We start from the raw sequence: 24,282 nt of genomic DNA, 5'->3' as shown, positions 1-24,282 counted from the left end.
TTGCCCCCATGACCGATCTTATCCTGCCAAGCAACGCTAACTATCTCAATTTTCGGCATCGCCTACCTGATAAGCGTTTAGCCCCGTGGGTACAGTGCTTTTGGTCAATGGGTGGCTCAGGGGATGTTACTGAACCCAGAACCGAAAAATTCTATCCCGATGCCGGCGCTAGTCTCAATATCAAGCTTGCTAGTTCTCACCCCATCATCACGCTCTGTTTTAACAGGCGCACATTAATAGAAACACTCGACGCCTACACTCCCTGCCTGGGGATTCGCTTTAAAGCAGCAGGCGTTCACTGCCTGTTGGGCTTGCTACCCGAAGCATTCACAGATAAACCTCAGCGCCTAGATGACGAGCTTGGAACACACGGGTTGCAAGGGTTAATGCCCGTGGTAGAGCAACTCTACCATCTGGATGCACAACAGGGTTTACGCCTGCTAGAAACATGGTTGTTACACCGACTAAAGAGCCAGCCACTGATCAATAGTCGTACCCCCACGATGGTTCAAGCCATTGGAAAACTACAGCTTCCCCCTCAACAGTTAGGTGCCACATTAGGGGTGACTAGGCGAACCCTGGAACGCAAATTAAAACGCGAGGTGGGCGTTACGCCAGGCCAATTAGTCGCCTATGCCCGACTAGACCGTGCCCGTCACAGACTGCTTGAAACCGCGCTGCCCCTAGCGGAAATAGCGCTACAATGCGGCTACTATGACCAGGCTCACTTCACTCACGCCTTTCAATCACTCGCCTATGAAACACCCGCCACCTATCGCAAGCGAAAACTGTCGCAAATTTACAAGGCGTAAAAAAACCTCGACGTTAAGCTGAGCTCTCAACTTACTCACCGAGGTCGCTCACATGTCTACTCGTCTATCTCAGCAGTCAGTGTATCGCCTTGTCCCACGCCTAGCGAAACACCTGACGGCACTGGGCAATGTTGCTGTAGATTCAACGGTTAATCGCACGATAATCCACTTAATCAACCTGCGCATTTCGCAAATTAACCACTGCTGCTTTTGCCAGCATATGCATTCCCAAGAAGCCAGAGACGATGGTGAGCATCAGGTTCGCCTAGACGTATTACCTGCCTGGCGAGAAGCATCTTGCTTTAGCACACAAGAGCGCGCCGCACTCGCCTGGGCCGAAGCACTCACACTCATCAGCCAACAGCCCTCTATCAGCGACGACACTTATCAAAACGCATTAACTGCCTTTGGTGAGCAGGGGCTAATTGACCTAACTGCCATTATTGTTCAAATCAACAGCTGGAATCGGATATCGGTGGGCTTTCAGTTTGCACCGGAAATCCGTACCTAATCCATCTTAGGCACTTAAAACTAAAATTTTAGATGAGTAAATGAAATGAACAGTGTGACGAAACAGCGTCAACAGCTACCTAATATTCTGGGTCTCTTATCCAGTTTATGTTTTTTCTTTGGCAGTCTTTTATTCCTACCGTCCGGCGCTTTCTATGCAACCGTAGGCGTATGGTGTTTTGTAATGGGGTCACTCATCATGTTTATTATTTACGCATTGAGTATTAAAAATACGGGTAAAAAGCACGTCTAGTTGAGCCAACACCCGACATTGCTATAGCCGCTAGGGTTTTAGCTACCTAGCGGCTTATAAGATGCCCAAACCCGCTGCTTACGTATAGGAAAATCCTACCGGTTCCAGCGATATTCCATTTGTCGCGCTGTTTTCTCCGCAAGCTCGGAGCTGTGCAATTTGGCTACCAAGTGTAGGCACATATCGATCCCCGCCGAGATGCCACCGGAACTAATAACACCGCCATCGTCTACCCAGCGCACGTCTTCCACCACATCAAGCTGCGGAAACTGAGTTCGCAAATCACGTTGATCGTCCCAGTGGGTAGTCACTCTTCCTTTCAGGCTAGGCTGGGCATTAGCAACTAGGAAGATACCGGTACACACTGTGGCCACCTGTTGCACTATGGCTGTTTGATCTGCAATCCAGGCCTTTACCTTTTCGTTTGCCATTTCACCCGTGTGTACACCACCGACAATAATCAATACATCCAAAGGCTGGTGATTATCAATGGTGGCATTTGGCAAGACTTGGTATCCCGCCCTAGCAGTTACCGGGCCGTCTTTTTCAGCAATCAAAAATACTGAAAACGGCGCGTCTTCATCACTGACGCGACTGGCCGTGGTAAAAACTTCAAAGGGGCCCGAGAAATCGAGCACCTCAGCTTGGTCATAGATATAGATACCAATGTTCATTTGAGGACGTCCTTAGAATCTAAGTTTGCTATTTGCCAACAGTTAAGAATAAAGCCACCACTCCTCAACGTGCGTTACACCGCACCACTTCGATTCGGCAACTCATCGAATTAGCTGGTGTTAAGCATTTACCACCAACTTTGGCCAAGTTTGCAGCCACCGCTTGTTGTATACCCGGGCTTCAAAATCCGTTCGTTTTGGCCGTTTAGGATTTAATGTAACGGTATAGTCAAACAGTGGCTTAACGCCAAAGGGAGCCACAATAGTGATTTCTCCATCATCCAAAGCAGCGCCTACAGCAGTTTCTACTTCGACCCAGAAACTCATCGCATCTTCAGTTGAGGTATACGGATAGTCCCTATTTCGCTCATGCATTCTTGCTTGATTCTTTACTGACCAGGGAAAGGTTGAGACGCCTCTTAACCCTTGCTCAATCTCACGATCACGAGAAACGCTTATGTCGTTCGAATCGAAGTAAATTAAATCAATGTCGTTCAATGGCGTACTCGCTGAAAAGTCATGCAGCTTGTCCCACACCAAATTTCTAACGAACCCCGCAGCGAGACACCAACCCGGCAGCTCCTGCGCAGCCGCGATAGTCAGCGCCTCCAGGCGATCAGGATCGCTCATTATCCATTGCTTGATCAGCGCTTCATGATCCATCGCAACACCTTACCATGGCGTTTTATTCTGATTATCGAAAATAAAACAGTGTATTCATCAGCTTGTGCGCTGTAATGCTTCATGAAGCGACGCTAAGCTATTGGGTCCATCATCTAACCGAATGCTGCTGCTGGACGCTTGTTCCCATGTCGCCGATGAAGACAAATGAAGATGCACAGCAACGCGTGATCCCGTTTCCCCTTCAAGCAGTCCAGCGGGGATCCATATCAGCCCCGTATCTCTCAATTTATTGGGTACTGAGCTACCACAGTTCGAACAAAAATCATTCCGATAGCCAGTTGGTTTTTGAAAAGAGCGAATATTGTCTTGACCAGACATCCAGTGAAAGCACTCTTCGCTTACAAACGTGGCGGCATTCGCTGAAGAACCGGTTGCTTTCCGACACAAAGAACAGTGGCATTGATAGAAGTTTGGTAGTTCTCCTTTAACGCTGAACTTAACCTCCCCGCAGAGACACTCACCTTTCATTCAACACTCCTATAATACTTCACATCCAACAGCCCACACTAACGCGACATTGTGTTAGCAATAACACTCCATGACCAACTCAGGATGGCCTGTTTGTTTATCAACTTGCTCACCTAATGAAATAAACCCCTGCTTTTTATAAAAGTTGATACTGGGAGTATTTTCCTGGTAGACCGACAGTTGCAAGCACTCCCTTCTGCTCTTGGCATCATCCAGCATCGCAGACCCCACACCTTCGCCCTGTAACTCTGGGGACACAAAAATGGCAGCCAGCGTATTTCCGTACAAACTGTAGAATCCTGCTATCTGATTGCCAGATTCAAAGACAAACGTCTCCGATGCGGGGATATAAACATCTCGCATTTCGTTAACCTTTGACGCCCAAAATTCCGCCTCAACAAAAGCGTGCGCTTTAATCGATGCTGAAAGCCATATCTCCAATATCTGGTCAATATCCGTCTCTCGGCATTTACGAATCATTTAAATATTCCTTACTGATGGTCAGCTGAACCAATGCACTACAGAGACTCGTTTGATAACCGTTGTTTGTGCAGCACAGAGCGAAGTAAATCAGGAAGCCATTCGGGCTTGAAAAGATCAGGGTCGTTATCGAGCAATTCGTCTAAGCTCCACCATTTCCACTTTTGAATCGTACTCTTTTCTTCATCGGTCCACTCTGCAGCAAATACGTCTCTATTGGCAGGCCATTCAACTAAGAAGTACTGTTCAAGCCACCGAGCTGGCACCGATCTCGCAACGGCATAGACGTCATCTCGCTCTCTTATCATTTCACCAACGTTTTGTATTAAGCCTGTTTCCTCATATAACTCACGTTCAGCAGCCTCAACATAGCCTTCACCGGACTTCAGCTCGCCGCCAACGGTCGCCCAAAATGGCGCATGATGCTCATCGTGGTATAAAAACAGGAGCAAACGTCCCTCTTCATCGACAATTATTAGCCTGGATGATTTTCTTATCTCCATTTATAACGCTCCATAACTCCTTTAGACATTGACACCGGCACACGTGACCGCTGAGATATACGCAATAGAGCTTACAAAACTTGTTTAAACTGCGTGGCGGTACCATATGCACCTATTAGAAAACCAACACTCACCAGGGCTCGCTTTGTAGCACCACCTCTCCATCCGCGGTTAATTCGCCACAATGCATGAACTCGAAAGTAGAAAGTACTTTCTCACCTTGCTGTAGGAAATAAACGTCACCACGATGCTGCTGATAACCCTGTTTTGCATAGTACGAAACCAGTCGAGACGGGCAAAAAAGCGTAAATACATCAGCTCCCAAACGCTTACTTGCCTGATGATGCACTTCATTAAACAGTAAAGCCGGTATGCCTTGCCCTTGATATTCTGGCCGCACAACAACCCCTCCAATACCAATTACAAAGCGTGGCACGGCATCAATTAGCACTTCAAAACGATCAAAACCAATGTGACCAATAGGATCATTCGCTTCCGAGTAGGCGATGCTATGCCAGGAAACAGGTGACCACTCTTTGCTTCGCCCCTCTTCAGGAAATACTCTCTCTTTCCATTGAGTTAAGTAGTGCCACTCGCTTTCCAATATCCCTTTTTGAGTTTCAACTCTCATCAAAATCTCCTGAATTTCAGCAGCTAATGTAATTTACATTATTTTTTACTAATTTAATGTAAATCTATCACTAGTCAGCACCTGCTGCACGCCCAAGTGAACAGCCCTCAAACCGTAAACTTCTTGCTGACTTGCGCCACCCGTTGGCCTAAGTAACGCCCTTCAACAATATCTGCGCCAACGATTTCTATCTGAATAGCATCAACACCAGGCTGCGCTGCCGCTCCAGCAGCGACAGCCTGCGCGAGTTGCTTAGTACTGCCCAAAGCAGAATGAAACACAACGGCAACGTTCATTACACTGACCCTTTCCGTTGCTGTACTGCTGGTTGCTAAGCATCACGGTTTAAATTTCGCTCGGCTGGGATGTCACTCAGGTACTCGACAAACTCCACTTCAAAACCCGCCGGATCGACAAAATAGACATTTTTCCGAAACGGCTCTACAGCGCCAGGTTTGGCAATGGCATAGCCCGCGTTATTGAGCCTAGCAACAACGGCATCGAGGTTATCGACCACATATGCAAAATGGGCCAGTCCAACGCTGTGACCTTTCAAATCGCGATTCGCCCCTTCGCCGTGATCGCTTAACGCCAAGTAATTTTCATCGTCACCAAAGTGCACCCATTTACGCGGTTTGCCATACCACTCGCCATGGCCTTCATCTCGCACCCGCCAGTGTGGAAAGACTGCCCGGTAAAAATCCAGCATGGCATCCATATCAGTAACCACCAGATTCACGTGTTCTAAGTACATAAGCGTCTCCTTGCGTTAAGTGAGATGGCAGGATAAAACCTCAACTTAAGTTGAGGTAAAGTGGTTTGTGGGAAAGAATGGCAAAAAAATTTTGGGGTGAGTGATGGCAGAGGTTATTTGGAGTGTCGGAATGGTAGCGAAACGCTGCGGTATTAAGGTTAGTACCTTGCACTATTACGAGCAGCAAGGGCTGATCCACAGCTGGCGCAATGCGGGCAATCAGCGGCGTTATAAACCAGAAGTGCTAAGGCGAATTTCGGTAATAAAAGCAGCACAGAGAGTTGGCGTCAGTCTGGAGGAAATCAAGCAGGCCTTTGAATCATTACCGAATAACCGCACGCCAACAGTGGAAGACTGGCAGCAGCTTTCAAAAAACTGGCAGCAGATGCTTGATGGCCGAATTGCTTACCTGCAAAAACTGCGCGACAACCTAGTGGGATGCATCGGCTGTGGTTGCCTGAGCATGACTAATTGCCCACTCTATAACCCTGACGATAAGCTGGCAGAATCAGGTAGCGGCCCCGTACTTCTCGATCAGGCAGAGCAAAAAGCCAGAACCCGACAAGAAACAAACGTGTAATGAACAGGAGGCCTCTCGCTCCCCTCGAACTGCCGAGCATGCACGTCACAGCCATTGAGATTATAATCACTGGCTAAGCCAAACCCACTCTACTATTGAGCGCCAAGCCTCAGGCCTATTACTGTGAACACCCTCCATCGAAGTGAAAAAAGTCGAGCCAAGCCTGTTCGCAAAGGCCTGCACCCGAGGAACCGACACAACCAAGGCTATGACTTCCCGGCCCTCGTAAAAAGCCACCCAGCATTAGCCCCCCATGTGAAACCGAACGCGCATGGCGACCTTTCCATCGATTTCGCAGACCCATTGGCAGTAAAAACGCTTAATGCCGCGTTATTAAACCGGCACTACAACATTGTCGATTGGGATATTCCTGAGGGCGCGCTGTGCCCTCCAATCCCAGGCAGAGCCGACTATATCCATTACATAGCTGACTTGTTGGGGCGTGAACAGCGCAGTATCAAGCTGCTCGATATAGGGACTGGAGCCAATGGAATCTACCCACTACTGGCCTGCCAAATTTACGGCTGGCAGTGTGTCGGTAGTGACATTAACCCTCAGTCGCTTGAAAACGTAGCCACGATTATCGCCAACAACCCCACACTCAAAGAACGCTTCACGCTGCGCATGCAGCACGATAAAAACCACATTTTTGAAGGGATTATTCAAGCTGGCGAGTTCTTTGATGTCAGCGTATGCAATCCTCCCTTCCATGCCTCGCTTGATGAAGCACTTAAAGGTAGCCAGCTTAAACTCAATAACCTTGCTCGCAGTCGCGGTGAACAACAACCAAAAAACCAATCCCCTACTCTGAATTTTGGCGGGCTGGGGGCAGAGCTTTGGTGTAAGGGAGGCGAACAGCTGTTTCTTAAAAAGCTGATAAGAGAAAGTAAGGTGTATTCAACTCAGTGTCGCTGGTTTACCAGCCTGGTTTCAAAAACCGACAATGTTAAGCCTGCCAAGAAGTTGATTCGTAAGCTCGGTGCCGTTGATGTACGGGAAATAGAGATGAAGCAGGGAAATAAGATCACGAGAGTGTTGGCCTGGACATTCATCTGAGCCACTTAGGAGGTTTACGCCTGCAGGCAAACACTGAAGTCGGCGCCAAACACATAACCAATAAACACCGAAGCCAAACGCTAATTGACTACTCCACGGGCAGACTCCGGTACAACGCGATATCCACGCTCCCCTTGAGCATTAAGGATAGTAGCCCTTATGTTTAATCTACATGAATAAACCACTTGGGTTTGATACGCCCAAAGTCTCGACGGATATTGGATTTCAAGGCTTTCTTGGAATCCAGCACCACGGCATCTTGCTTGGTTCTGACAAACACCACCCAGTGCCAGAAAGGCCTGCCCTGCTCTGTGCGCCATTTGATGGCCAACAACGCCTTGTCTGGAAGAGTCACCCAGGTGTCGAATGGCATCTCTGTTGGCGCAGCCATGATACCCAAAGCACGCAAGAGTTTACGGACGTACTTCGTATCTGACCAAAGCGCTGTATCTTCGGCATAAATACCCAAGGCGTTGGCTGTCTCTTTGGCCTGCGCATAGGTAATGCCCGCAAGCACTGCGCATGCTGCAATGCCACAGCCGGATATTTCTTCTTGAATGACGGGATTCATTTAGTTTCCGATTAACGCCTGAGCGTGCGGTGATCGCAATGAGCGAATTCACTGTATTATTTGGCTAGCTCACCCCTCACTAGCTGCCTCCCAAAGAACCAGTGCAGAACACTCGTTTAGTGGCAAGGTGGCTTGTCGGATATCATCGTAGGCTGATGCCCCCTTTCACAAAGTCATTTTAAAATAACACTATCAAGGCCTTTTGCCTCGATTCACACCGTAAGTACGCAGTGCTGCCTGAGTTTGTGATTCTTCCGAGGTCTCCGCGGGATAAAGTCGATAACTAGGCGCAACAATCGGTTCGACAGCAGTCGCTTTTATAACGAGCACACTATGAATTGGGTAGCGATCCCCCGCCATAGCCAGAAGTGGTGCAACCCAATGGGAATACTCTGGTGCTGTTGGCTTTAGCTCAGTGGCAGTACCAATAATCTTAAAGCCCTTCTGGACAAAGATATCAATAAAGCTAAGGCATACCTTCTGATTTATTCTGATATTTTTAGCTGACTTTGGTGATGCAATATTTGCCACTACGATGTGCTGGCTATCCAAAACAGCAAAGACTTCCTTTGGCGATACATTCGGCTGGCCACTTTCATCACTTGTGGCTAGCCAACAGAGAACACTCTGCTCCGCAGAGGCACACACTTCTTTAGTTAGCATTTCTGACGCCCCCTCCTCGAATGCCTAGCGCCCGCCACTCGATGAATTTTCTAGCTCCGCGCTCTGACGGATGGCGCAGATATCCTCAATATCCACCGGCCGTGCGAGTGCAGATTTATACCGAACCAGATCGTCCTTCAGCATAAGGGGAAGCTCAAGACCCAACAAATGCACGATCACATAGCGAGAAAAATCTATGTTGAGCGGTACCCAGGTCTCGTTACTTGCATCGAAAATTTGCGGGCCGTCGGCGCTACCTACCTCCACTTTAACGCCTTCATACTTAAACTGGACGTAGGTTAGATCCCAACCCTCTTCTTGACGGTGAGCGGCAGTTTTGGATACCAACTCCTGACCGGCCTGAACCACTGACGCAAAGTGCTCGCCGGGGACAAAAAGGTCAATGTCATTTAGATCACGCTCAGAACCATACCCCTTTGCTGCGAGTCCCCCGCAGATCAAAAAAGGAATACTCCTTTCTCTCAGTAATCCCACTATCCATTGGGCTGCTAAATGATGCACATCTTCTCCTGTCATATAACTAAGCTGATCCTACCAAGACTTAGACATCAAAGGGGCTTATCTACAGACTCAACGTAGAGGCCGGTTTTATGGATAGGAAGCGAAAAAAATCGGTCCGACTGACGCTAGTGGTTATAAGATTTCAGTCCAATCGCTTCTTCATATGGTAGAGAAAAGTACCTATTGGTCGATCCTCCAAAATACCAAAAACTTGGTAGCCGTACTTTTCGTAAAAGCCTTTGGCTTCTACAGTCTTTAGAAACGAGATGACCGCACCTTGCTCCTTTCCATATTGCTCAGCTTTTCCGAGCAGCTCAGCGCCCAGGCCTGTACCCCTGTGGCTTCGATCTACCCACAAGATATCAATCTCAAGACCGTCCCAGTATGCGTTAGCCAATATCCCAGCAATTAACCCTTTGCCGCTGTCTCTCACGTTTATTATGAATTTCTTATCTGCTGACTCATCTGGCAAAGGAGTATTGGAATTTACAAACTCCTGAAACTTTTGGGAAAGTTCAAAGCTTTCCTTTTCAGAGGGAACCTCTATTAGCTCGTAATTCATATTCCCTTCTTATAACGCGGAGCCCAGCGGCGACCACCGGCCGCTTACTGCAGCGACTTGTTAATTTTAATTTCGGGCAGCACCGTAGCTCAGACTGACAACCTGCCAAGCACTACCCTTCCACTCCCAGGTTTCTATAAACGCTACCACCGGCCCTTTGGATTCACCAGTGAGAGTAACCCCCTTACCGGTTACTGTGGTGATGCTGCCATTAGATTCCTGAAAGCTTAGCTCAGTATCCTGTTTTTCCCCGCCTTGAGGAAACCAGCTCCCGTTCCGTTTGGCTAAAGCGATAGCATCGATTTGGGATTTCTTGGATTGGACACCACGCTCAGTGGCAACCGTGAAACTGTCTGCCTGAACTTGGACAAGGTACTCAATGTCACCAGCGAAATAGGCGGCGTACCAGTGTTCTCGTGCTTGTTTCAGACCTTCTCGATTCATGGACTGCTCCCTGTCTTTAGAAATTAACAGCGTATTAGACAGCGCATTCTGATATTGAATGAACGTACTGCGCTCTCCAACACGCTTATCGTGCGCGTAAAAAACCCCTAAGCATTTGATATATCATTTAATTGACAATAATCCGGCAGTATATAACCAAAATTTGACCAAACGCTTCGCCCCACTAATCTAATCATACTTTATTAATAAAACTGGCTTAGGTCACGCAGCTTTGCTTAAAATTGCGCTGTGGCTATTTTGGGCGGCTGCGCCGCCATCGCGGGTGTCTTTTGGCTCGTTCCTCGCCAAGCGTTACGCCGCGCTACAAATGTGTAAACGTTGGGTTTTAATGGTTTTGTAGTGCGTGGTAAGCGAAGCGCACCCGCAATTGTGGCTCGAAAATATGCGAGGGCTGAAGCGGTTCCGCTTCAGTAGTCGACTGCTTAGTAAAACCGAATCATAATTCAAAGAGATAGTATTCAAAATTAAAAAACCAGATCATAAAAAGCAAAACGTGCTATAAAAAATCACTTACCATTCATTTAATTAACACCTTTAATTTCATCACAAAAATCGCCATTCGGCGCTATGAAGCTAATTGCACTATTCGAGCAATGAACGGCTGCTTTTACGCTATACTGCCTCATCTTTAATTTTCGACACACCTTACGACCATCTGTCTGAGCACCTCATGTCATTTTCAAAACTAGGCTTATCCCGTCCTCTTGTTCAAGCAATTACCGAACTAGGTTATAAAACGCCAACGCCCATTCAGGAACAAGCGATTCCTGCCATTCTTTCGGGCAAAGACTTAATCGCAACCGCACAAACAGGCACAGGCAAAACTGCTGCCTTTGTTCTGCCTCTGCTAGAGCGATTCAGTCAATCGGAAGCGTTACGCGGCAAACGCATACGTGCGCTGATTCTGGTGCCGACCCGCGAGTTAGCGGTTCAAGTCGAAGCCAATGTGGCTCAATACGCTAAACACACGCAGTTAACCTCTATGGCTGTGTATGGCGGTGTGGACACCGCGCCGCAAAAAGAGCGGCTAATCGAAGGGGTGGATATTCTGGTCGCCACGCCGGGCAGGTTGCTGGATTTGGCGCATCAGCGTGCGCTGCACTTTGATGAACTTCAGGTCATGGTACTGGACGAAGCGGACAGAATGGTTGACATGGGTTTTGTCGATGATATCCACAAAATCTTAGTACGCCTGCCTGAAAACCGTCAGAACCTACTGTTTTCAGCCACTATGACCGGCGACGTTCGCGCCCTCGCCTACGGTTTTTCAGATAGTAAGATGACCGACCTGGCGGCTGACATCTCCATCTCTCCCAACATCCGCGCCGCCGCCAATATCAAACAGTGGCTAATCACGGTAGACAAAGACACCAAGTCCGCCCTGTTGAGCCACTTGATCAACGAGCAAGCGTGGGATCAGGCACTTATTTTTGTCGAGAAAAAACACAGTGCAGCCAAACTGGTGGCTCAGCTGGAAAAGCGCGGCATTCAAGCAGACTCCATCCATGGCGGCAGAAGCCAGGCCATGCGCGAGAAGGTGTTAGATCAGTTCAAAACTGGCGAACTGAAGTACCTAGTGGCTACGGGCGTAGCCGCTCGGGGGTTGGATATTGGTGAACTGAGCCGAGTGGTGAATTACGATCTACCTTTTCAGCCAGAAGAGTACATCCACCGTATTGGCCGAACCGGCCGCGCGGGAGCATCAGGTGAAGCCATCTCTCTTGTCGACATCAGCGACTTTAAAAACCTTTGTGCGATTGAAAAGCGTTTGAAAAATACGATTGAGCGCAAAGAAGTTGAGGGCTTCCCGGTTAAAAAAGCCGTCCCCGCTTCCAACTTGAACCACGTTAAAAAAAGCAGTCGTTAAGCCTTAACACAAAAGCCCACCTTTAGATAAATATAAAGGTGGGCTTCACTGTTAAATACTTCTGGAGTCAACGTCGCTTTTAAAAAACTTGCGGTCGTCAAAGATCTTTTCCACCGTTAGGCGGGTGAAAACGCATCTAACAGCTCGGCATTGGTTGGATATTTATCCAATAACTCAAACAACTTCTGCGCGCCTTCTACTGGCTTAAGATGTGTCAACGCTCGACGCAATGCACGTACTTTTTCAATGTCTTTTGCATCAATCAATAGCTCTTCTCGACGGGTACTGCTTTTGGCAATATCTATCGCCGGGAAAATCCGTTGATTCGCCACTTCCCGTGATAGCACGATTTCCATATTGCCCGTACCCTTGAACTCCTCGAAAATCACCTGATCCATACGGCTACCGGTATCCACCAGCACGGTGGCCAGAATCGTGAGCGATCCGCCATTCTCGATCTTTCTCGCAGCGCCAAACAATTTGCGTGGTATTTCCATCGCTCGGGAATCCAGCCCACCCGACATGGTACGACCATTGCCTCGCTGCTCGGCATTATGAACCCGCGATAGCCTAGTAAGCGAATCGATCACAATCATCACATCATGACCCTCGCCTGCCTGCTTACGCGCCGCCTCAAGGAGCTTATTTGCCAAATGCACATGGTGTGAGTAGGTTTCGTCTGAAGACGATGCATGTACGTCTGCCGATACACTGCGCTTAAAATCGGTCACTTCTTCAGGGCGTTCATCAATCAGCAAGGCATACAGCTTTATGTCAGGATGAGCTTCTGCCACGGCCTGACAGATATGTTTTAACATCGTCGTTTTGCCAGAGCCCGGCGGCGCAACAATCAACCCGCGTTGCCCCATCCCAATAGGCGTAATCAAATCCATCGCGCGCACACTACGCTGCGTAGAGCCAAGCTCTAAAACAATGCGTGGGGAAGGATGAATAGCCACGCCATTTAAAAAACGTTTTTCGGGATCATCAGAAAATGGATCTTCAACTTCGTCGGCGGGCTTGGCATCTGTCTGCCTTTTCGTTTTCAAACTGAGTGTTTTTCTCGCCATAATATTGATGGATCGCCTTGAATAACCTTGATGAATAGCTTAGCCAGCCGAGCAGTCGCAGCGTTGCGGTACTCGGCATGGAAAACGGATAAGTCTAACTTGTGTTCGATCAGAAAATACACCGCGTGCGCAAAGGTGCCGGAGTGGAGTTGATCTTAGTAGTTTATAGAGCTTGAAGCGCGGCATGCAAAACACTTCTCGACTGCTTTATCGATCCTAGCAAAACTTAGCCTTAAGCGGAGTTTTTCTACAGGCTCAATGCTTGCAGCATGCGCGCCCATAGAATGGAGCCGAAGGCGGAATGTAATGGGCGTCGCTGTGCCTGCATTTGTTAGATTTTATTCATAAAGTCCGAGAGCCTTTGACTGAAGCCCTTATCATTACCTTCTGTTTCCGCTGTAACAGAGTTAGGTGAATCCTTGACAACAACTTCAATATTCCCTATTTCATCACGAACTTCACGAAGCCTATCCTGAATTTCATTTTGATGGTTCTGCAAAGTCTCAATCAAGGCGTTTTCTGAGGCCTTCCTACATATCCAAACAATAATTAATAACGATATTATTACGATGAGAAGCAGGATCATATCAACTAGGCTTCGCTGAGCCGTGTCTTTGTTTGCATAGAGTTTATGGTTACCGCTATCGTCAATGTAAGATGCTTCATAACTTATAGGAAACTTAGAAAACATTTTGATACTTAGACTTGAATTTATTGAAAGCCTATCCATGCGAACTCTCAACCTATTACCACTAATGTCTGTCTCACCTAAATCTTCATCACTTGATATATTGTAATCTGGCATTTTTGACTCGAAATCAACAATCAGAATCATGTTCGTCGATGAAGCATTACCTCGATTACGAAGGTTCAGTGTGTTTATGTAACCATCTGATTCAGCAAGCCCATCTAGCTTTATAGAGTCCTGAATCACAACAATATCTACTTTCTCTATCAAATCTGAAACACTGTCACTTAGCGTAAGACCAACAAAACCGACAACAAAGGTCAGTACCGAGATTGTCAAAGATATTTTCTGGGCCAAATTCATATTTTTAGTCTCTGAAGACATGAAGGGCACCTTTAGAATTCAAATTCAGTACTACATACTCTTTTGGGATATTGTCGCGATAGGTAAACTCAATATACTGAACCCCATTTTCATTACCGGCTACATCTTCCAAAATTTCAAGAGCATTTCTGTATGCTTTCTCATCAAGACCAGCTGACAAATAGCTATCGTTGACAATTATACTTGGAAAGTTATATCTCCTATCTTGAGCTATTTTCGCAATCGCCAAGATAAGAATAAATTTAGAGAAAACTTCCTCACCATATGACATGTAGCGGTTTCGCCCCCTTACAAGCGACTCCAAATCATCAAGAGCCCACCGCTCGTAGCCTGCAAAATTTCTCAGGCTTATAAATACTCTCTCTATCTCTGAAACCCGATCACTTAATTCATATGCAGACTTGCTCTTGAGATCCTCTAGCTTCTTAGTTACACCAACAAGCAACTCTTTATCCTTCAAAAACTTTGAAAAATATTCTGACTTTGTTATCTCTATACTCTTATCAACGCCAATATCATGAGAAGACCCATTTAGGTTTTTTAAAAAAAGCCCCAAAAACTCTTCGACTGAGTCCTGAATCTCTTTATTTTTATAAACTTCTTTCTTTAGGGAAGTAACATCTTTCTCTAAGGAGCTAAGTAATGACACATTGATTCCGCAGACTGAATTAATTGCCTCCCACTGCTTCCGCCGATTTACTGAGCGCTCTTCAGATAAGAAGAAAAAGTCCAACAAACTAAACATGTCTTCATATTTCGCCCCAAATATGTAGTCCGGGCGTAGATACTCACAAAAAAAGTCATTTAAGTCTTTGGACATTGGCTGAAAACGGTAGAGCACATCATTCACGGAAACCGAAATTGATGAATCACCAACATCTCTTGAAAAAAACAGGTCATGATCATCTATTCGAGCTTTTAAATTTATACTATATACGTTCGAACTTTCACTAGATTTACTCAAGCCAAGCACATATCTAATGCAGTTAAAAATTGTTGTTTTCCCAGTATTATTTTTTCCGACGATGTAGTTCAGACCATCTCTGAAGGCCAGGTGCATGTCATCAATTTGCAGCGCTACTAATTTCAGTTTATTCACTCATACCTCTTCTCAATTTCCAGTGGCTATCAGAATCTAACGCCTCGGGCAAGCTGCCGGTGCGGAGCGTAGTACCGGTCAGCTTCACCCACTGGTTAGCGATTTTCCTCATAGCCAAATTTTTCCTTGAGTTCCTTCAAAAGAAACACCTTAGGAAGAACCTTCACTCCAATCTCTGAACCGAACTGCGTGAAGCGCTCCATCATTTGACCCATTTGTTCTTTGGTTAGAAGCTGTTCGTTTTCAAGAACTACAGAAAAAATGATGTTGAAATTCTTCCGATTGAAATTTTTCAATTTATTCGCCATGCCCAGCAGGCCCTTTTCAAATGAGGCGAAATTAATTTTATGCTTCACATATTTTATTTCAACAATATAAGCCCGATTTTCGGAAACAAACATTCCGTCAATCCCAGTATCGTAACCAGCTCCAATGCTCACGTGGCGGTTTATAGAAACACCATAGATGCTTTCCAATTCTCTAAAGGCCAGTTCTTCGGCTAGGATAATTGAACGCACAATCTCGCTATTCCTTCTTGCCGGAGGCTCTTCTTGTGGCTTTTCACTCAGCTTTTGCTCAGCCTCTCTGATCTCCCTAACCCCACTTTTAATTCTTTTCTTTTGCTCCTCCGGCGACAAAATCCGAATGAAGCCGTCGTCATTGCGAAAGTCAGACGGTGAGTAAAGCTTGGTATGGTGACGACTCACCAGCCAAGTGAAAGCACCAAGAACCGCGAAGGGGAAAATAGCCAAGAACCAAACCAAAACTGTTTTATGCTGTTGCAGTAAGTTTTCGCCAGTCACACCTAGAACCAGACCGGCAATTCCGTAAACAAGGACGATAAATAGAGCAATAATTCCAAGAGGATTTCTCGATAACTTTTGCTGGCTGTGCTTCCGAAATTGTTCATTTTCTCTCAGTATTTCTCGTTAACGCCAGCGTAATAGGCGCGACGTCAGGAGCGTCCTAATTGACGCTTTTGATACTCATTGAGCCTTCTCCCCCAGCTCACTAAGCGAAAAGGCGACCAAACCTAACAGGAGAAGATTCAATGAACTTTTACAATAGCACTCATCGTCACTACCGTGGCATTGATCTACATGCTAGAAGCCTTTATGTCTGTATCCTCAATCAACAGGGAGAAACCCTGTTGCATAAAGAGATTCCCGCTAGCCCAGAACCTCTACTTCGACTAATCAAAACCTACCTGGATGATCTAGTGATCGGGAATGCATGCACTGCTGGTACTGAGTCGCTGATTTCTGTGAAGACCAGGGCATTGCTTTCATTCTCGGTCATGCCCTTTATATGACAAATTCTTCTGGAAAGAATTTGGTCAGCTTTAGCTGGCCCGAAGGGAAAAGTACAGGATGTACTTTTCAATGCCATTCATGGCGGTAAAACTAAGAATGATCGCGTGGATTCTTACAAAATTACCGCGCTTATTCGCGGTGGCAACTTCCCCCTCGCTTATGTCTACCCACGCAGAATGCGAGCTACTCGCGACCTGCTTCGCCGCCGAACTGGGCTCGTTCGCCACGGCGCTGATCTCAAAGCTCATGTTGTCAACACAACGAGTCAGTACAATCTGCCACCCAACAAGGTCAATTTTAAAAATGTCAGTGCCAGAGAGCAACTGGGCAGAACCTTTCATGACCCGCTCGTTCAGCGCAATATTGATTTAGATATGGCCGTTTTAGAGTGCTACCACCGAGAACTAAGCCAGGTGGAATGGCTATTGGAAAAGCAGGCTAAAAAGCATCAGCCGACCTACTACCACTTATTAACCACCACTCCCGGCGTTGGCCGTATTTTAGCCCTCACCATTCTGTATGAAGTGGGTGATATTCGACGTTATGACTCTGTCCAGAAGTTTTCCTCCTATTCCCGACTGATCAAGTGCAAAGCCGAATCGGCTGGTAAGACCTATGGCACCCAGGGCAACAAGACTGGTAATGCCCATCTAAAGTGGGCTTTTTCTGAGGCTGCGGTGCTTTATCTACGCGGTAATCCAGGTGCACAAAAGCTGTTGCAACGCTTCCAGAAACGCATGGGTAAAGCCAAAGCTTTATCGACTCTGGCCCACAAGCTAGGGCGTGCGGTCTATTTCATGTTAAAAAACGAAAAGGTGTTTGGTGAACAACGCTTTTTAACGAGTTAGTTACGCAGTAGGATGATGATCAATGTCTAACTGGATCATCACGGAGTGTGCTGAAACCGGGTGTCTGCTGACTAATCTTCAGATCTGAAACCCGACTTCTACACCCAATTCGAAGCCCGTCGCTTTGATTACCCATCCTGCTGGCCTGCACCAATACCCTGAGCGAGTGGGCTTACACCGGCGCTGAACCTGAAACTAACTGGGACTATAAAGTAACCCGCTGTTTGAATAGGACAGATGCTGGTTAACCGATGAATGCCTAGTGCCCCAGACCCACCTGCAAGGAGCAAACCGGTTTGGCAGTGATTAACGATCACACCAAGAGAGCCTCAATAGGCGACCGAAGGAAGTACCCTTGCGGTATTTTTGCAGTAAGCCACCAACAGCCAACGATGACAGATGAAGTAGGATCACAGGCTCAGGGACTTGATATTGGCCGCTCACGCGGCCAATAAAAAACACTACGGCTTATTGACAGAGAGAAAGCTCATAGGTGTTATGCCTAGATTTTATCGAACACCCATTTCTTTTGGGCTTGCGACAATGGGTAAAACCCTCTATTCAAGTAATCTTTCTCTAACTCGTAGATAGACACTTTTTTTGTATCTGTTCCTTTATATGAAATTCTTGAAAACTGACTATTCTCGCCTCTATCTATCCATAGCTCATCAAACTTCTTAACACTTGATTCAAAGAAAAAACAAAACTTAAGCTTTCTCAATTTGTTCTTGCTTTTGCTTGGCAAGAAATTAATCAATGTCGCATAAACATATGGCAAAAAACCGGGATCAAGATTTACATATCCATAAACTCGAAGCTTCTTAGCCTGTTCAATTATCAATATAAACTCTTTGAAATCAAGAAAGGGAACCATTTCATTCAGTCGTCCCCAAATTTGATCGATGTGCTCGCTAGCAAATTTCTTGTTTCGAGCCTCAGCTTCGAGATCAACCTTAGTTGGTATTTTTGAAAGATAAGGCCTTGCTGAAGGATCTTTAGTAGGACAAAAATCACTATCAACATGATAAAAATGCCCATCATCCTTTTTATGTCCACTTCTAACACTCATTCTTCTTTTACAAACTGGACAACGCCCTCCGGCCCAATCATTGGGTATCTGATGCCCTTTATCTGCGGCCAATGCAACATAGTCAGAATAGCCTATCAGTTGCATCTCATAAGGGTGTAATGCTTCATTCATTTAAATTTCCTGCTTAACTGAAGGCATAACGCTTGAGTTCAGCGGCCCGCTTTAGCGGATCCGCTGAAATGATTGGTTAGGGCCGTACGAATAAAAGCCAACGCCCCCTGAAAAACTTCGTGCCACTCTGAATTGGTTGGCTTGGCAAGACGATACCAGAAAAACTTGAAATCATGCCCATCATCGTCGGCAGTGTGATGAACCCATTCATCAGGAATTTCTTGTTCAACCTTACTGAGGTGAAATGACCAGATTTGATCTTGGTAGCCAGACTCCCAAAGGCCTAGATCAGATTTGATTTCTGCGGCCAGTATGCCGGCCTCTTCTGCGAGTTCGCGTACCGCTGTTTCTCCTGGATTCTCGCCCGGTTCAATTGTGCCTTTTACTAACTGAAGGCCAGCAATCGGATGCAGGAATGCAAGAACTTCCATCTCCTCGCCGTTACGCAGAACCACGGAGCAGGATTTCGTTGGTGTCATTTCTAGTGGCCCTAACGCCTGAGCTCAGCTGCCGCCCGAAGCGCGCCAGCGCTTTGGGCGATCAACTGCAGTTAGCCGCAAAAGCTACCTCCGAAGCAGTCGTTTTGTCCATTCTCTATCGAGCTCCTTCAAACGTTCCCGGTCAATACCGGGAATAAACTTTTTCTTCTTGTATTCAGCGTGTTGCAAAAAGAACGATAACCATAGGCCTCGAATGCCGTATTTTGCTAAATTTAATCTTCGGCATTCGTCGCTGAGGCGACGTCTATTTAGATGCCCAGACAGCTCTTTAGCGTCAGCGGCGCTCTTGATATCGTCAGGCGGCAGATCTCCAAGCCTCACCGCCTCGGCCCATAGTAGGTCAATAAGAATAAGGCACCGGCGCCTAATACCATCGTGATAAATTAACCAGTCCTGCAGCTCTTCTCGTACTCTGTAATGATTTTCCTGTACTTGCGAAGGGCCAGCGTGCATCCCGAACCACTTATGCCGGCCATCATCAACCGTAGTATCGAGTAAAACTCTGAGCGGCCTACTCTGCCGAAGTAGTTCGGTTCCAAAAACGGGATAAATATCTTCGACTGCTAGCTGCCCTTGCAGGATTTTCAGGCATACGTCACTAAACATTGAGCACGTTGCTTGGATCGACTCGCGCGCCCATATAGTTGGTGCGCTCAGCATGGCTTTAGCAGAATCCTCTTGGTATTTTTTTACAACGTTTTTATTTACGACTTGGTAATACTCGTCTGGATCTCTACCAAAAAATACAGTTATGGACCATGCTTCACGCAACTCGAACCATCTTTTTCTATAAAACTCAACAAAAGTTAGGCAAGTTTGGCGCCGCTGTATTATTAGCACAATTACTTGCGCGACACCTACTATAACTAGAAGAACCGTCGCTAATGCTATCAATGTTTTTCCCTTGATCGTTGAAGCTTTTTAAAGCGGATATAGAAAACAAAAAATCGGCTAATGCATTAAGCAGGCACACGTTTTTCTACGTCGCATGCCTTAACTTGCTAACCCTGCGATAGTTGAATCAATAACCCAAGTGACTGAAGGAACTGGTGTACAGTATGGCGTATCATGACTTGTGTCAAACGACTTAAGGTTGTCTCGAAGGTGTGCCTCAATCTGGTTCATGGCCTGTCTTTGCTTGTCTTCTGGTAGTTTCAGTATGTCCTCCAAAACTTCATACGAAACATTAAGAATAATAGTCTTAGATTTTTTATTCGGCCTTTCAGGATCGTCATTCAAGTTCCATGAAATAAAAGCCTGATAATACTCAATTTGAGTTTTTAAGTTGATTTCAGTGCTCGAGGGCATTCCTGACCTTGCGATTTGGGTGATTGTGTCATGTATGCTCATGGCCCGTTCCTTGATAGAGTTAACGCTTCAAACACCGGCGCAGCTTTGCTGCGTCCGAGTGATTTGACTTATTAGTTTTCGTTTAAACACGAAAGAATTTTTCATCCTCATCAAGAGACAAAATTATATTTTTAGATATTCTCTTATAAGTTTCTTCTGATATTTTGTCTGAAAGCATTGACAAAATCTGTTGACCTGGAAGCTTGCTAGCTTCTTTGAAGATGTCTTCGATCTGTTTTTTGTCAATATCCTCAATACTGTCATGAAAAATAAAATTTGGTCTATTAATATTTAACTCATTAATGGCATGTATATATGCAAAATCAAAAGCAATAACTTCAGCTTTCTTTTTGCCGCCCTCAGGATTAGTTGCTGAATTATTGAGCTCTATAGAACAAGTACCACTATCCTTATTGAATTCTAAATCTATGCTGTATTCTTCATCATGAAGACTTTTGGTAAGTGATCTTAAATGTTTATTGAAATTTTTCTCAAACACATAAACATTGTCAATTTCTTTGGAAATAGCTTCAAGAATCTTTTGCAACTGAGCTTCCGCTTCAATCTGATTTGATTTTGCTTTTGACTGTTGCTCCATTAGACCTTCTAATTTTCCAAGCTCAACTTTAAGCTCACCAAGTCGTTTCAGATTCTTAGTCACGTTATCTAAGCTTTCCTTAGACCTCATGTCAGAAAAAACTTGTAACTTATCCTTCCTTATTGAGCTGAGCTCCGCCTGAAGCCCTTCAAACTCCTCATCCAATTTAGGTAGATCAATTGTAAGAAAGTGCTTCTTTCTTTCAACGAGATTTTGATGAAACAAAATGACGTCTTCAAGTTCTCGTAATGCTCCGTCAATTGCGACACCAGAGAAACTATATATAGCTTTAAGCTCATTGATTAAATAACCATCTTTGTCTTTAGATAAGAGTTCGATAGTATGATTGATGTTGTCTACTTTTCGCTGTATAGACAAAAGCTCTTCAGTATATCTATCCTCTTGTACCTGTAGTTCTGAAAGCCTCTCTATTGGATTCGAATACTCTGATGAATACTCAAATGTCAAAAGATTATTTTCTAGCTCTTTAGCATCGGCCTTATATTTTTTAATTTCACTTCTTGGATTTTGTTCTTTCACTAAGGCATTAATAGAAGTTGAATTCCGCTTGCGTCTATTAACCAAGTTAGTTGCATCTCTTTTCTCAGTAAGCAGAGACGTATTACTGAAGCCGAAGAGGTATAAAAAAAGCTCGCTATAATCTTTTGAACCTTGTCGTTTATCAAGAAACTTGGTTGTACTTAACATTCGGTGACTGTCGTTCCTAATAAACTTAGGGGCAACAGCTCTAACCGATGGCCTTCTGGTTAATATATTAAATATTTTATATTGAAGAAAACTTTCATATTTGTTTTCTTCAACAGCTTCGCCATTTATCCAGAATTTAGATTCTGAGCCAGTACCTACACATAAATTCCGTGAAATTTGGTTTATCTTATTTGAGTAGTCATGGAAACTGAGTGATGCCGTCACAACATTGTTTTTGAATAGAGTTTCAATTTCTTGATTTGGTTTTTTAAATTCTTCATCAATGTAAATGCTTTCTATGCTTCCCAGCATAAGAAAATCAACAACTCTTGACAAGGTTGATTTTCCTACGCTATTACCTGTGCGACCTGAGTCAGGTTTGTTTGTGATGAGGTTCAGGCCAAACTCGAATTTTACAAATCTCTTGACTTCATTGTTTATCTTTATTTCAAGGCTATCAAGCTTCATTTATAAACACCTCTACGCCATTAAAGCCAATAGCCTTAATTGAGAATAGCCAGTCTAATGACAGGATGATGTGATCAACCGAAACTCCAAGATCCGACGAGCAGCCACTAAGCATGGAATCTAAAGATGAATTTTCTTCTGCTATTTTCTTTAAGATCTTTGCCCCGATGCTTACGACGTTTATCTCAGGGTCACAACCTCTACTAGGAATCATAAGTAGGGTTCTCCATGATTATGCATTCAATAAAAGCATGAGCTACAACGACATTCACTCCTAACTCAACATGCTCTTTGTAAGCTGGAGTGTTTTTAGACTCAAATACGGTATTTTTTAATTTTTGAATGATGAATTCCAAAATAAACTCTGAATTTTCTCTGACTTCTTCTATGTCTATATCGCAAGTTAGATAGCTTATATCAGCAGCATCTAATGCCAGATAATATAAGTCGTTTAAATTTTGAAGAATCGTATCTTTTCCAAAAGTTATTAATGAGTCAATATCAGAATACGCTTCTTCTATTTTTGAAGAGTGGTCTAGATATTGTTTTATGATATGACTTTTAGATTTAAGATTATTGTGTTTTATCTTTACAACTGTCTCGGAAGATGGGCGACGCTTTTTTTTATTAAATGAAAATGGTTTATTGGCTAATGTCTTTAGCAATTCATTTATGGCGGAGCTGATTTCATACTCGGGAGAATCTCCAATAATGATATTGCCAGCATTGCGCTCAACAGTGACTGTTTTATTCACAGGTGCATCACCTTTTCATTTTCTATTGTCAAGATTCAGTCCTTTACATATCTATTTTCATACCGCCAGAATTCCTCTTCGTATATACATTCTTCTGGCCATTTTGTGTAACTCTGTCCTGACTGTTATCTATTGATGAATTATTGTTAATTTCACTAATTTTAATTTTCAACTGCTTATTTTTCTTTGATTTAATAACTGCAAAGAATGTGCTACCTACAGTACAGATCCAGGCCAATGTGACACCAATGTCTGATTTTACAAATTCGATGATACTTTCCATTTCTTTCCTCGACGATAAATGACGGCATTAACCAGAAAACTAACAGTGATTAGACTGCACGTTCTGATATTGAATAAACGCGCTGTGCTGTTTAACATTCTTATCACGCGTATCAAAACGCCATAACTATCTGATATTTAATTAAATTAACAATAACATCCAAAATTCGCGTACGCACTAGTTTTGCTGATCTAACCATACTGTATTCATAAATTTGGCTTAGGTCACGTGGCTTTGAAGAAAAATTGAGCTGGAGCAGGCTTTGGGCAGCTAATGCTGCCTTTTGGCTCGTTCCTCGACAAGCGTTACGCCGCGCTACGGGTGGCTAGATTGTTTATGTGGCTGAGTCTTCGCGGGCTGAAGCGCCCTTCCACAACACTTGGGCAGAGTATCGATTCAGTGGCGGGGTTGTTTATGGGGCGGGATGGTTGCGGGCTAAAGCGCCCTCCCACAACATCACTAATGCAGTGACGGGGTTGTGGGAGGCGCTGTGTGCTTAGGCTTTGAGGACGTAGCGCAGGGTTTCAACGACTTGGTCGGTGGTGGTGCACCAGGCTTGGGCTTGGGCATCAACTTCTTTCAGCGGATGGACGATGTCTTCGCTGTGCAGGGTGATGTAGGGCTTGGCGAGTGCGGCACAGTAGCCTGCATCAAAGGCGGCGTTCCACTGTTTGTACTTGTCGCCAAAGCGCACAACTACCAGATCCGCTTGCTCGATCATGGTACGAGTGCGGATGGCGTTGACCTTGGAGGACTGGTGGTCACGCCAGAAGCCATTTTCCGGCTTGCCTAGGTGATCGCCTGCGGCATCACTGGCATCGTGGTCGGTGACGGGTGCAGTGAAGACGATATCCAGGCCCGCTGCATCAGCGCCGCGCTGGATCTCTTCGCGCCAGTCGGTGTGGATCTCGCCAGAAAGATAGACGTAAAAGCTCATAATCGCTCCTGATAACTTAGTTATT

32 protein-coding genes and 1 pseudogene are annotated in these 24,282 nt (G+C 45.3%); 7 read left to right on the top strand and 26 right to left on the bottom strand.

The features are described from left to right. Nucleotides 1-8: 8 nt before the first annotated feature. Genes B6A39_RS07335 through B6A39_RS07325 form a run of 3 tightly spaced genes read left to right on the top strand, consistent with a single transcriptional unit; the run spans nt 9 to nt 1,575 of the window. Nucleotides 9-812: a helix-turn-helix domain-containing protein gene (locus B6A39_RS07335; RefSeq protein ID WP_083003269.1), complete on the top strand. Its 804-nt coding sequence runs from the start codon at nt 9-11 to the stop codon at nt 810-812. Between the two features lie 52 nt (nt 813-864). After that, on the top strand, nt 865-1,323 hold the full coding sequence (locus tag B6A39_RS07330) for a carboxymuconolactone decarboxylase family protein (RefSeq protein ID WP_083003266.1): 459 nt from the start codon (nt 865-867) through the stop codon (nt 1,321-1,323). A gap of 45 nt (nt 1,324-1,368) precedes the next feature. After that, nucleotides 1,369-1,575: a YrhK family protein gene (locus tag B6A39_RS07325; protein WP_083003263.1), complete on the top strand. Its 207-nt coding sequence runs from the start codon at nt 1,369-1,371 to the stop codon at nt 1,573-1,575. 95 nt (nt 1,576-1,670) lie between these two features. Here the strand turns inward: B6A39_RS07325 and B6A39_RS07320 are convergent, their stop codons facing one another. The 8 genes from B6A39_RS07320 to B6A39_RS07285 all read right to left on the bottom strand — a co-directional run bounded on the left by B6A39_RS07320 (nt 1,671) and on the right by B6A39_RS07285 (nt 5,769). Next, nucleotides 1,671-2,249, bottom strand: a complete 579-nt coding sequence (locus B6A39_RS07320) for a DJ-1/PfpI family protein (protein WP_083003260.1) — start codon at nt 2,247-2,249, stop codon at nt 1,671-1,673. Nucleotides 2,250-2,369: 120 nt separating this feature from the next. Further along, complete coding sequence (locus B6A39_RS07315) at nt 2,370-2,912, bottom strand: nucleotidyltransferase family protein (RefSeq protein ID WP_083003257.1); 543 nt, start codon at nt 2,910-2,912, stop codon at nt 2,370-2,372. A gap of 57 nt (nt 2,913-2,969) precedes the next feature. After that, nucleotides 2,970-3,401, bottom strand: a complete 432-nt coding sequence (locus B6A39_RS07310; RefSeq protein ID WP_083003254.1) for a GFA family protein — start codon at nt 3,399-3,401, stop codon at nt 2,970-2,972. A gap of 54 nt (nt 3,402-3,455) precedes the next feature. Continuing rightward, nucleotides 3,456-3,881 carry an N-acetyltransferase gene (locus B6A39_RS07305; RefSeq protein WP_083003250.1) on the bottom strand — a complete coding sequence of 142 codons (426 nt, stop codon included), beginning with the start codon at nt 3,879-3,881 and terminating at the stop codon, nt 3,456-3,458. A gap of 38 nt (nt 3,882-3,919) precedes the next feature. After that, the gene (locus tag B6A39_RS07300; RefSeq protein WP_083003247.1) at nt 3,920-4,384 is read right to left on the bottom strand and encodes an NUDIX hydrolase; all 465 of its coding nucleotides are present in this window, start codon (nt 4,382-4,384) and stop codon (nt 3,920-3,922) included. 130 nt (nt 4,385-4,514) lie between these two features. Next, complete coding sequence (locus B6A39_RS07295) at nt 4,515-5,015, bottom strand: GNAT family N-acetyltransferase (RefSeq protein WP_083003244.1); 501 nt, start codon at nt 5,013-5,015, stop codon at nt 4,515-4,517. A 107-nt stretch (nt 5,016-5,122) separates the two neighbouring features. Next, nucleotides 5,123-5,311, bottom strand: a complete 189-nt coding sequence (locus B6A39_RS07290; RefSeq protein WP_083003240.1) for a hypothetical protein — start codon at nt 5,309-5,311, stop codon at nt 5,123-5,125. A 35-nt stretch (nt 5,312-5,346) separates the two neighbouring features. Next, a complete protein-coding gene (locus B6A39_RS07285; RefSeq protein ID WP_083003237.1) occupies nt 5,347-5,769 on the bottom strand; it encodes a VOC family protein in 423 nt (140 codons plus the stop codon). A gap of 103 nt (nt 5,770-5,872) precedes the next feature. Between B6A39_RS07285 and soxR the strand changes: the two genes are divergently transcribed. Both soxR and rlmF read left to right on the top strand, forming a co-directional pair. Further along, nucleotides 5,873-6,349 (top strand): redox-sensitive transcriptional activator SoxR, encoded by a 477-nt coding sequence (soxR, locus tag B6A39_RS07280; RefSeq protein WP_083003232.1) that lies wholly within the window; start codon nt 5,873-5,875, stop codon nt 6,347-6,349. 123 nt (nt 6,350-6,472) lie between these two features. Further along, nucleotides 6,473-7,405 carry a 23S rRNA (adenine(1618)-N(6))-methyltransferase RlmF gene (rlmF, locus tag B6A39_RS07275; RefSeq protein WP_083003229.1) on the top strand — a complete coding sequence of 311 codons (933 nt, stop codon included), beginning with the start codon at nt 6,473-6,475 and terminating at the stop codon, nt 7,403-7,405. 163 nt (nt 7,406-7,568) lie between these two features. Here the strand turns inward: rlmF and B6A39_RS07270 are convergent, their stop codons facing one another. The 5 genes from B6A39_RS07270 to B6A39_RS07250 form a co-directional block, all read right to left on the bottom strand. Then, nucleotides 7,569-7,976, bottom strand: a complete 408-nt coding sequence (locus B6A39_RS07270; protein ID WP_083003225.1) for a hypothetical protein — start codon at nt 7,974-7,976, stop codon at nt 7,569-7,571. A 192-nt stretch (nt 7,977-8,168) separates the two neighbouring features. Then, complete coding sequence (locus tag B6A39_RS07265; RefSeq protein ID WP_083003221.1) at nt 8,169-8,639, bottom strand: pyridoxamine 5'-phosphate oxidase family protein; 471 nt, start codon at nt 8,637-8,639, stop codon at nt 8,169-8,171. A gap of 24 nt (nt 8,640-8,663) precedes the next feature. Next, nucleotides 8,664-9,161, bottom strand: coding sequence for a hypothetical protein (locus B6A39_RS07260; protein WP_083003218.1), 498 nt, complete (start codon nt 9,159-9,161; stop codon nt 8,664-8,666). A gap of 142 nt (nt 9,162-9,303) precedes the next feature. Continuing rightward, nucleotides 9,304-9,723 (bottom strand): GNAT family N-acetyltransferase, encoded by a 420-nt coding sequence (locus B6A39_RS07255; protein ID WP_009723609.1) that lies wholly within the window; start codon nt 9,721-9,723, stop codon nt 9,304-9,306. A gap of 66 nt (nt 9,724-9,789) precedes the next feature. Next, a complete protein-coding gene (locus tag B6A39_RS07250) occupies nt 9,790-10,167 on the bottom strand; it encodes a DUF4440 domain-containing protein (protein WP_083003214.1) in 378 nt (125 codons plus the stop codon). Nucleotides 10,168-10,858: 691 nt separating this feature from the next. Here B6A39_RS07250 and B6A39_RS07245 point away from each other — a divergent pair. Further along, on the top strand, nt 10,859-12,055 hold the full coding sequence (locus B6A39_RS07245) for a DEAD/DEAH box helicase (protein WP_083003209.1): 1,197 nt from the start codon (nt 10,859-10,861) through the stop codon (nt 12,053-12,055). A gap of 116 nt (nt 12,056-12,171) precedes the next feature. Here B6A39_RS07245 and rho read toward each other — a convergent pair whose 3' ends face one another. From rho to B6A39_RS07220, 4 genes are all read right to left on the bottom strand, one after another. Then, nucleotides 12,172-13,125, bottom strand: a complete 954-nt coding sequence (gene rho / locus B6A39_RS07240) for a transcription termination factor Rho (RefSeq protein ID WP_083003206.1) — start codon at nt 13,123-13,125, stop codon at nt 12,172-12,174. Between the two features lie 331 nt (nt 13,126-13,456). Further along, a complete protein-coding gene (locus tag B6A39_RS07230) occupies nt 13,457-14,197 on the bottom strand; it encodes a hypothetical protein (RefSeq protein WP_083003203.1) in 741 nt (246 codons plus the stop codon). Next, nucleotides 14,181-15,296 (bottom strand): AAA family ATPase, encoded by a 1,116-nt coding sequence (locus B6A39_RS07225; protein ID WP_083003200.1) that lies wholly within the window; start codon nt 15,294-15,296, stop codon nt 14,181-14,183. The genes B6A39_RS07230 and B6A39_RS07225 overlap by 17 nt, the downstream gene beginning before the upstream one ends. Nucleotides 15,297-15,391: 95 nt before the next feature. After that, a complete protein-coding gene (locus B6A39_RS07220) occupies nt 15,392-16,099 on the bottom strand; it encodes a hypothetical protein (RefSeq protein ID WP_083003197.1) in 708 nt (235 codons plus the stop codon). Nucleotides 16,100-16,347: 248 nt separating this feature from the next. On the opposite strand from B6A39_RS07220, the pseudogene B6A39_RS07215 reads away from it, so the two are divergent. Then, nucleotides 16,348-17,457, top strand: a pseudogene (locus B6A39_RS07215) (IS110 family transposase). 502 nt (nt 17,458-17,959) lie between these two features. Here B6A39_RS07215 and B6A39_RS07210 read toward each other — a convergent pair. The 9 genes from B6A39_RS07210 to B6A39_RS07170 form a co-directional block, all read right to left on the bottom strand. Beyond that, the gene (locus B6A39_RS07210; RefSeq protein WP_083003194.1) at nt 17,960-18,658 is read right to left on the bottom strand and encodes a hypothetical protein; all 699 of its coding nucleotides are present in this window, start codon (nt 18,656-18,658) and stop codon (nt 17,960-17,962) included. A gap of 38 nt (nt 18,659-18,696) precedes the next feature. Beyond that, a complete protein-coding gene (locus tag B6A39_RS07205; protein ID WP_083003191.1) occupies nt 18,697-19,137 on the bottom strand; it encodes an NUDIX hydrolase in 441 nt (146 codons plus the stop codon). Nucleotides 19,138-19,221: 84 nt separating this feature from the next. Further along, a complete protein-coding gene (locus B6A39_RS07200; RefSeq protein WP_198036764.1) occupies nt 19,222-19,929 on the bottom strand; it encodes a hypothetical protein in 708 nt (235 codons plus the stop codon). Between the two features lie 222 nt (nt 19,930-20,151). Then, nucleotides 20,152-20,508, bottom strand: coding sequence for a hypothetical protein (locus B6A39_RS07195; RefSeq protein WP_083003185.1), 357 nt, complete (start codon nt 20,506-20,508; stop codon nt 20,152-20,154). Between the two features lie 82 nt (nt 20,509-20,590). Further along, nucleotides 20,591-22,282 (bottom strand): DUF2326 domain-containing protein, encoded by a 1,692-nt coding sequence (locus tag B6A39_RS07190; RefSeq protein WP_083003182.1) that lies wholly within the window; start codon nt 22,280-22,282, stop codon nt 20,591-20,593. Next, nucleotides 22,272-22,496 (bottom strand): ABC-three component system middle component 6, encoded by a 225-nt coding sequence (locus tag B6A39_RS19205; RefSeq protein ID WP_083003179.1) that lies wholly within the window; start codon nt 22,494-22,496, stop codon nt 22,272-22,274. The genes B6A39_RS07190 and B6A39_RS19205 overlap by 11 nt, the downstream gene beginning before the upstream one ends. Beyond that, a complete protein-coding gene (locus B6A39_RS07180) occupies nt 22,486-23,037 on the bottom strand; it encodes an ABC-three component system protein (RefSeq protein WP_083003175.1) in 552 nt (183 codons plus the stop codon). Before B6A39_RS07180 ends, B6A39_RS19205 begins: the two co-directional genes overlap by 11 nt. A 43-nt stretch (nt 23,038-23,080) precedes the next feature. Beyond that, the gene (locus B6A39_RS07175; RefSeq protein WP_083003172.1) at nt 23,081-23,320 is read right to left on the bottom strand and encodes a hypothetical protein; all 240 of its coding nucleotides are present in this window, start codon (nt 23,318-23,320) and stop codon (nt 23,081-23,083) included. A 496-nt stretch (nt 23,321-23,816) separates the two neighbouring features. Then, complete coding sequence (locus B6A39_RS07170) at nt 23,817-24,257, bottom strand: YtoQ family protein (protein ID WP_009723617.1); 441 nt, start codon at nt 24,255-24,257, stop codon at nt 23,817-23,819. Nucleotides 24,258-24,282: the final 25 nt, after the last annotated feature.

The organism is Halomonas sp. GT (assembly GCF_002082565.1).
In the GTDB taxonomy this organism is placed as follows: domain Bacteria; phylum Pseudomonadota; class Gammaproteobacteria; order Pseudomonadales; family Halomonadaceae; genus Vreelandella.
Note: the sequence above shows the minus strand (reverse complement) of the source record. Positions and strands in the feature narration are given on the sequence as shown.